The 8,051-nt window shown below is 71.9% G+C and carries 7 protein-coding genes and 1 pseudogene; 3 read left to right on the forward strand and 5 right to left on the reverse strand.

Features of this window, described 5'->3' with window-relative positions; all coding sequences use genetic code 11:
* Positions 1-79: 79 nt before the first annotated feature.
* A complete protein-coding gene (locus G6024_RS11520) occupies positions 80-1,543 on the forward strand; it encodes an FAD-dependent oxidoreductase (protein ID WP_159148747.1) in 1,464 nt (487 codons plus the stop codon).
* A 117-nt stretch (positions 1,544-1,660) separates the two neighbouring features.
* Here G6024_RS11520 and G6024_RS11525 read toward each other — a convergent pair whose 3' ends face one another.
* A complete protein-coding gene (locus tag G6024_RS11525) occupies positions 1,661-2,278 on the reverse strand; it encodes a fasciclin domain-containing protein (RefSeq protein WP_069388599.1) in 618 nt (205 codons plus the stop codon).
* A gap of 230 nt (positions 2,279-2,508) precedes the next feature.
* Here G6024_RS11525 and G6024_RS11530 point away from each other — a divergent pair, with 230 nt between their 5' ends.
* Together G6024_RS11530 and G6024_RS11535 are read left to right on the forward strand one after the other, a co-directional pair.
* Positions 2,509-2,916 carry a cupin domain-containing protein gene (locus tag G6024_RS11530; RefSeq protein WP_067712996.1) on the forward strand — a complete coding sequence of 136 codons (408 nt, stop codon included), beginning with the start codon at positions 2,509-2,511 and terminating at the stop codon, positions 2,914-2,916.
* Positions 2,917-3,032: 116 nt separating this feature from the next.
* A complete protein-coding gene (locus G6024_RS11535) occupies positions 3,033-4,289 on the forward strand; it encodes a glutaminase (RefSeq protein WP_069388600.1) in 1,257 nt (418 codons plus the stop codon).
* Positions 4,290-4,334: 45 nt separating this feature from the next.
* Here the strand turns inward: G6024_RS11535 and G6024_RS11540 are convergent.
* The 4 genes and pseudogenes from G6024_RS11540 to G6024_RS11555 all read right to left on the reverse strand — a co-directional run.
* Positions 4,335-5,824: pseudogene (locus G6024_RS11540) on the reverse strand (flavin-containing monooxygenase).
* Between the two features lie 11 nt (positions 5,825-5,835).
* Complete coding sequence (locus tag G6024_RS11545; RefSeq protein ID WP_069388601.1) at positions 5,836-6,765, reverse strand: patatin-like phospholipase family protein; 930 nt, start codon at positions 6,763-6,765, stop codon at positions 5,836-5,838.
* 57 nt (positions 6,766-6,822) lie between these two features.
* Complete coding sequence (locus tag G6024_RS11550; protein WP_069388602.1) at positions 6,823-7,260, reverse strand: nitroreductase family deazaflavin-dependent oxidoreductase; 438 nt, start codon at positions 7,258-7,260, stop codon at positions 6,823-6,825.
* A gap of 74 nt (positions 7,261-7,334) precedes the next feature.
* On the reverse strand, positions 7,335-8,051 hold a 717-nt coding region (locus G6024_RS11555), incomplete at its 5' end, for an alpha/beta hydrolase (protein ID WP_159148748.1).

Below are 8,051 nucleotides of genomic sequence, written 5' to 3' on the forward strand. Positions count from 1 at the left end.
AGCGGATGCGGGGGGACGTGACCGGTCTTACAGTGAGCGCCAGCGACATCCGCGGTGAGCACCCTCCAGGAGGCGCACGATGGGCACTTCATTCTGGCGACGCACGACGATCGATTCCCCGGCGGCCGAGTTCCCGGACGGCGAGCACGTCGACCTGGTGATCGCGGGGGCCGGGTTCACCGGCCTGATCACGGCGCTGATGGCCGCCGCGCGCGGCAAGGCGGTCGTGGTCCTGGAGGCGCACACGGTGGGCGCGGGGGCCAGCGGCGCGACCACGGCCAAGGTCTCGGTCCTGCAGGGCACCCGACTGTCGAGCATCCGCTCCAAGCACGGGTTGGAGACGGCGCGCGCGTACGCCGACGCCAACCGGTACGGACTCGACTGGTGGGCCGAGTTCTGCGAGGCCCACGGCGTCGACTCCCAGCGTCGGCGTGCGGTGACGTTCTCCAAGGGGCGGATGGGCACGTCGACCCTGCGCAAGGAGATGAAGACCCTCGTCGACCTGGGTCTGCCCGCCCGCTGGTACGACCGGGTGGACGTCCCGTTCCCGGCCCGGTCCGCCGTGGAGCTGCCGGATCAGATGCAGATCGACCCGGTGGAGGCGCTCGCGGCGCTGGCCCGCGCGGCCACGGCCCTCGGCGTGCGGATCGTGGAGCACGCCCGTGTCACCGGACTCACAGCGCAGGGGACAGGGGAGGACGCGTTCGTCGAGGTCACCGCGCATCCGGGCACGATGACCGCCCGCGACGTCGTGCTGGCGACCGCGTCCCCGGTCCTGGACCGCGGCCCGACCGTGGCGACGATGGAACCCGAGCGGTCCTACCTCTGCGCGTTCGAGTACCCCGGTGGCCTGCCGGAGGGGATGTACGGCTCGGTCGAGAGCCCGGTCCGCTCGCTGCGGACGGTGCCCTCACCCGGCGGTGAGGTGCTGTTCGTCGGCGGCAACGGGCACCGCACCGGCACCGCCACGGGCACCGCGTCCAAAATCGACTCGCTGCGGGAGTACGCGGAGAAGTACTTCCCCGGCGCGACGATGACCCACGGCTGGTCCGCGCAGGATTTCCACCCGGTGACGATGCTGCCCAAGTCCGGGCCCCTGCCGTGGGGCAAGGGGCGCATCCACTTCGCCGGTGGCTACAGCAAGTGGGGCCTCACGGGCGCGCCGGCGGCGGCCGGGATCATGGTGGACCGGCTCGAGGGCGTGGACCCGCGGGTGTCGTTCGGCAAGCCCAGCATCACGGGCATCGCGAAGAACGCCGTGCCCCTGTTCGCGGACGTGCCCGTCCAGCTCGCGGCGACCGCGGCGCAGGCGATCGTGCGCAAGCCACGGCCGAGTATCCGACCGATGGGGGAGGCGACGGGCGACGACGGCGAGACCTGCCGCGTCGGCCTGCTGTGCCCCCACATGGGAGCCGCGCTGACGTGGAACGACGTGGAGCGGTCGTGGGACTGCCCCTGGCACGGGTCCCGCTTCTCGGCGTGTGGCGAGCTCATCGAGGGCCCGGCCACCAGTGACCTCACGAGGTACGACACGCCCCGCTGACCCGACCGGCTGGCGCGCGCAGCTGACACGTCCAGCTTGCACGCCCGCCTGACACGAGCCGCGCCCCGGCCGGTCGGGGAAGGACCGGGTCGGGGCGCAGCGAGTGTCACCGGCGGGTCAGGCGGGCGGCATCAGGACTCCGTCGAGGACGTGGATGACGCCGTTGGTGGCGTCCACGTCGGTCTGGACGACGTTGATGCGGGTGCCGTTGCCGTCGACGAGGGCGACGTTCTCGCCCTCCACCTCGACCGTGAGCTCCCCGCCCTGGAGGGTCGCGACCGTCTGGCCGTCCATCTCGAGCACGTCGGCGGCCGGGACCTCACCCTCGATCACGTGGTACTGCAGGATCTGCGCCAGGTCGCCCGTGGGGTCGGCCAGCAGCTCGTCCAGCGTGCCCTCGGGCAGGGCCTCGAACGCCTCGTCCGTGGGGGCGAAGACCGTGAACGGACCGGGCCCCTTGAGGGTCTCCGTCAGGCCCGCGGCCTCGATGGCCTGGGTGAGGGTGGTGAAGTCGCCCGCGGCGTTCGCGGTGCCGACGATGTCGCCCTCGGCCGCAGCGCCGGTCTCCTCGGTGGTGGTCTGGTCGGTCGTGGTCTCGTCGGTGGTGGTCTCCTCCGTCATCATCTCCGTGGTGGTCTCGTCGGCCGTGGTCGTGCCACCGTCATCGTCGGTGCCGCACGCTCCCATGAACACCGCGAGACCGATGGCTCCCGTCACTGCGATCGTCCGCTTCATCAAGCTTCCTTTCGTCGGGGTTGCTCGTCAGTGTCCGCACTGCGCAGGGGGTACGTGAACCCTCGTGGCCTGATCGTTGTGGCCCCGTGACGGGATGGGGACATGTCGCCCGGGCCGCGCCTCGGGAGGATGCCCTTGCTTGCGAGCGTCCCGGGAGTCGTCGAAACTCGAGACGGAACGCTGGCCGCCGGCCACCGCGTACACCCGTCTACGAAGAAGCAGGAGCATCGATGAGCCCCACCGATCAGGGTCCGAACCCGTTCGTCGTCGACATCGAGGACGCCACCCTCGCCAACGACAACTACCGCACCACGCTGTGGACGGGATCGCACATGCAGCTCACCGTCATGAGCATCAAGCCCGGGGACGACATCGGTCTCGAGGTCCACGACGACCACGACCAGTTCCTGCGCGTCGAGGCCGGGAAGGGTCGGGTCGAGATGGGCCCCGCGAAGGATCAGCTCGACTTCGTGCGCGAGGTCTCCGACGACTGGGTCATCCTCGTGCCCGCCGGGAGCTGGCACAACGTCACCAACATCGGTGAGGACGACCTCAAGGTGTACTCGCTGTACGGTCCGCCGGAGCACGAGCACGGGACCGTCCACCCGACCAAGGCGGACGACCATCACGACCACTGACCGCGACCACTGACCGCGATCTGACAACGATCATGACCGCGACCGGTTCGCGGTGCCGGAGGGCCCGGGGCGGTGCACACGCCGCCCCGGGCCCTCCGGCATGACACGCTGGTGGCGTGAAGACGCCGGTACCTGACTATCTGCTCGAGATCCGCGACGCCTGCTCGAACGGTGACGCCGGCCGGCTCGCCGACTACATCCCCGAACTCGCGGCCGTGGACCCCGATCGGTTCGCCGTGGCAGCCTGCACGATGGACGGCATCGTCTACACCGCCGGGGACGCGGACGCCGAGTTCACCATCCAGTCGATGAGCAAGCCGTTTGTCTATGCGCTCGCGCTGCGGGACCGGGGAATCGAGGCGGTCCTGGAGAAGGTCGAGGTGGAGCCGTCCGGGGACGCGTTCAACCAGATCTCCCTGGACCGCGAGACGGGCCGGCCGCGCAACCCGATGATCAACATTGGGGCCATCACCACGCACACGCTGGTGAGCGAGCCCGACGCGACCCAGGACGACCGCGATGAGGCGGTGCGGCAGGGGTTGTCCGCCTTCGCGGGCCGCGAGCTCGGAGTGGACGACGCCGTGCTCGACTCCGAGCTGCGCACGGCGTTCCGCAACCGGGCCATGGCCAACCTCGTGCGCGCGGGCGGGATCATCGCGAACGACCCGGACGAGGTGGTGCGCGGCTACACCCGGCAGTGCGCCTACCGGGTGACCGTGCGCGACCTGGCGGTGATGGCGGTGACGCTGGCGACGGGCGGCATCAACCCGGTCACCAAGGAGCGGGTGGTGTCGGCGCCGGTCGCCCGGCAGGTGCTTGCCGTGATGGCCACCTGCGGGATGTACGACGCCGCCGGGGACTGGATGTCCACCGTGGGGATCCCCGCCAAGAGCGGGGTGTCGGGCGGGATCTTCGGTGCCCTGCCCGGGCAGGTCGGGCTCGGGGTGTTCTCCCCGCGGCTCGACGAGCACGGCCACAGTGTGGAGGGTGTGCGCACCTTCGAGCGGCTGTCCCACGATCTTGAGTTACACCTGATGAACACCACCGTCACGGACGTGGAGGCCGTTCGCTCGGTGCGGTTCGACGAGATCTCCGGGCGCCGCACCTTCCGGTTGCAGGGCCCCATGACGTTCGCCAGCGCCGAGCAGGTCCTGCGGCGTCTCGCCGAGATCCCCGAGGGGCCGAGCGAGGTGACCCTGGACCTCAGCCGCGTGTCCTCGGTCAACGCCAGCGCGCGCCGGATGCTGCTCGAGGCGATGACGCGGTTGTCGGCGGACGGCCACGTCGTCGGTCTGGCCGACCCGGGCCGGCGCCTCCCCCGACCGGACCTGGGCGACGGGACCCGGCCGGTCAACCGGCGGGCCGCCCGCTAGCTAGCCCGGGCGCGCCAGCCCGGCGCACCCAGCGGCACCGGGCACTCAGCCCACCCGGAAGTGCGAGTGGTCCGGTTCCCTCATGAGCTCGGCCAGTCGCGCCCGGTCGAAGGGGAACAGGTCGATCGTGCCGCCGTCGTGGAAGTACCAGGAGTGGCAGCCGGTGTTCCAGACCGTCGGCCCCATCGCCCCGGCGACGTCATCGTTGAACTCGGCGGTCGCCTCCTCGGTCACCTCCACCGACCGGATCGCGCCGTCGCGGAGGAGTTCGATCCAGTGGGCGATGTACCGGGCGGTGAGCTCGGCGGTGTGCTGCAGTGAGATCGAGCCGGTGGGGGAGTTGGGGCCCAGCACGGTGAACGCATTGGGGAAGCCCGGGATGGCGGTCATCCGATAGGCGCGCGGGCCGTCGGCCCACTCGCGCTCGAGGGTGCGGCCGTCGCGTCCGACGACCTCCATGGGACGCATGTAGTCGTGCGCGCGGAAGCCGGTCGCCAGCACGATCACGTCGGCGGGCCGCTCGGTGCCGTCCGCGGTGCGGATCCCGTCCGGGGTGACCTGCGCGATGGCGTCGGTGACGAGCTCGGCATCGCTGCGCTGGATGGCGCGGTAGTACGTCCCCGAGACCACCTGCCGCTTGCACAGCGGCTCGTCCTCCGGCGTGAGCCGGGCGCGGAGGTCGGGGTCCCGGACCTGCGCCCGGAGGGAGAGCCGCGCGTAGGCCTGGACCGCGCGCCGCCGCCACGACGGTCTGGTGGTGATGTCGGCGAGGACGCCGGATCCCCACTGCAGCGCGGCGTACAGCGCGCGGTGGGCGGTGGGGAACCGTCGCAGTACCGAGCCGACGACGACGAGCTGTCGCATCCGCATCGGGGCCCACAGGATCCACTGGGGCGTGCGGGCGTAGTGCGTGACCGATCCCGCTTCACCGACGAGGGCGGACACCACCTGGACGCCGGTCGAGCCGGTGCCGAGGACAGCGACGCGGCGACCGGTCGTGTCGAACCCGTCGGGCCAGCGTGCGGTGTGGACGACCCCGCCACGGAACTCCGCCAGTCCGGGGATGTCGGGGATGTCGGGTGGTGCAGGACCCCGGTCGCGAACACGACGACGTCCGCGGTGATGGTCTCGTCGTCGTCGCCGTCGTCGTCGCCGTCGCCCCGGGCGGCGAGGGTCAGCTCCCACGTCGCGGTGCCCTCGTCCCAGCGGGCGGCGGCCACCTCGGTGTCGGTCCGGATGTGCCCGGCCAGGCCGAGGTCGTCGACGACCCGGCGGTGGTAGCGCTGGATCTGGGGACCGTCGGCCCACACGTGTGACCAGTCGAGCTTCGGCGCGAACCGGAACTGGTAGAGCTGGGAGGGCACGTCGCACGTCAGGCCCGGGTAGCGGTTCCAGTACCAGACCCGGCCGACGTCGGAGCCCTTCTCCAGCACGGTGACGTCGGCGAAGCCGCGCTCGCGGAAGACGTGCAGGGCGGTGATGCCGGCGACCCCGGCCCCGACGATCACCACGCGCGGTTCGCGCCGCTCGCGCATTCGACCCGGACTCACACGTCGACCGCGTTGTCCGCCAGCGCGTCGCGGACCGTCTCCGGCGCGGTCACCATGGACGACTCGAACGCCGCCTCCCGTCGGGAGGCACTCATGAAGTGGGCGCCCAGGCCGGCGAGGTCGACGGCGGTGGGCAGGATCGGGACGACGGTCGTACCCCGGGCGCGGACGCTCGCGACCTCGTCGTGCAGCTGGGTGGACATCGCGCGGCGGATCAGCCGGTACTCGATCCCGCCGCCCCGGCCGGGGACGCGGACGCCGGGCGCCGAGGCCATCGGGGCGAGGACGAACACGAGGTCGGCCTCCTCCGGCCCGACCAGGTCCACGGACGCGGTGGAGCCCATGCCGCCGTCGACGAAGATCCGGTCACCGACGGGCACCGGTGGCATCCACCCGGGGGTCGCCCAGGAGGCCCGCAACGCCTCGCCGACGGTGGCCATCGGCGAACCCGGGGCGCCGAACAGGACGCGCTCCCCGGCGAGGACGTCATAGGCGACGATCCGGGCACCGGTGTGGGGGAGCCATGCGCCGACCTCGAAGCCCTCGGCCAGCCGCTGCAACCAGCCGGCGTCGCCGCGACCGGTGGGGGCGATACCGGTGAGGGCGCCCAGCCCGGACCGTGTGCGGAGCAGACCGGGGTTGAGCAGCGGGAGCCGGGGTAGCGGCGGCCGCCCGGGCGGGGTCGAGGCGATGTGTTCGCGGAGCCGCATGTCGCAGGCCTGCCCGCGCTGCATATCGACCAGTTCGTCGACCCCGATGCCGCCGGCGAGCATGGTCACCAGCTCGGCACCCGCCGAGGTCCCCAGGAGGACGTCCGCCTCCCGGGGGTCGAATCCCGTCTGCTCGGTGAGCGCGTGGAGGGCGGCGATCATCCAGGCCCCGCCGATCGTGCCCCCGCATCCGAGGACGAGAGCGATTCGGCTCATCCGGCGCCCTCCCCGTGTCCCGCGGGGGGCGCCGCCCCGGAGAGCCCCGCGCTGATCCTAATCGCGCGGCTCCAATACGAACACAGGGATGATCCGGTCGGTGTTCTGCTGGTAGTCGCGATAATCAGGGTAGACGGCGACGGACCGGTCCCACCACCGGTCTCGCTCGGGGCCGCTGAGCTCGCGGGCCGTGTAGTCGCCGACCCGGTCCCTGTCGCGGACCTCCACGTGGGGATCGGCCTTCATGTTCCAGTACCAGACCGGGTGGGTGGGAGCGCCGCCCTGCGAGGCGACGGCCGCGTACGACCCCTCGTGCTCGACGCGCATCAGCGGGGTCTTGCGCAGCTTGCCGGACTTCCGGCCGACGGTGGTCACGATCACCACGGGGATGCCCGCGAGGTCACCGCCCTCCTCGCCGTCGGTCTGCTCGTACGTCTCGACCTGCGTCCGGACCCACTCGCTCGGGCTGGGCTCGTACTCGCCGGACAGTGGCATCGGGGCTCCTCGGTGATGGGGTTCCGTCGGCTGAGGGCGACACTACGCCCGCCAAGGCGTGCTTGCTGCCCACATCAGGCGAGTCGGTCGGTGAATCTCGAGACCGCCTCGACGACCGCCAGGTAGCGCGGCGAGCGCACCGCGTCGAACCCGTGTTGGGCTCCGGGCAGTTCGGCGTGGACCACGGGGTTCGGCGATCCGGCGCGCAGGTGCCGTACGAGTCGGCGTGACCCCTTCACCGGCGTGTAGGTGTCGTGGGTGCCGTGGATGATCGCCACCGGCGGGGCGCCGGAGGCCGCGTGGCGCACGGGGTCGGAGACGTCCCGGGTCTCGAGGCCCAGGCGACCGTAGTAGCCGTACAACCCGATCGCGCCGGCGACCGTGGTGTCGGCGTCCTCGAATCCCGGCTGGAAGCGGGGATCTCCCCCGGTCAGGGCGGTCATCATCGCGAGGTGTGCCCCGGCCGAACTGCCCGCCACCACGATCGGCGCGTCGGCCCTGATCCCGTGCGTCGGGCCCTCGGTGCGGATCCACCGCAGGAGCCGCTTGACGTCGACCAGGTGCTGCGGGAACCCCGATTCCGGGGTCGGCGAGAGGTGGTAGGTGGTGCTGATCGCCGCCCACCCGCGCGCGGCGTGGTCGAACAGCATCGCCCGCGACTCCCGGCTCGGGCCGCCCGCCCGGAAGTGCCCACCGTGGATGTGGACGAGCACACCGCGGACGTCGCCGGCGCCACTGCCGCTGATGTCGCTGCTGCCGCCGCTGGCGTTGCCACCGCCGGCCCGCGACGA

Origin of the sequence: Dietzia maris (assembly GCF_014144855.1) — a bacterium.
Lineage (GTDB): Bacteria > Actinomycetota > Actinomycetes > Mycobacteriales > Mycobacteriaceae > Dietzia > Dietzia kunjamensis.

Coding starts and splice junctions, on each gene's coding strand:
- G6024_RS11550 (WP_069388602.1), bottom strand. CDS start 7,260: ATGCCACTGTCCGGCGAGTACGAGCCCAGCCCGAGCGAGTGGGTCCGG.
- G6024_RS11530 (WP_067712996.1), top strand. CDS start 2,509: ATGAGCCCCACCGATCAGGGTCCGAACCCGTTCGTCGTCGACATCGAG.
- G6024_RS11525 (WP_069388599.1), bottom strand. CDS start 2,278: ATGAAGCGGACGATCGCAGTGACGGGAGCCATCGGTCTCGCGGTGTTC.
- G6024_RS11520 (WP_159148747.1), top strand. CDS start 80: ATGGGCACTTCATTCTGGCGACGCACGACGATCGATTCCCCGGCGGCC.
- G6024_RS11545 (WP_069388601.1), bottom strand. CDS start 6,765: ATGAGCCGAATCGCTCTCGTCCTCGGATGCGGGGGCACGATCGGCGGG.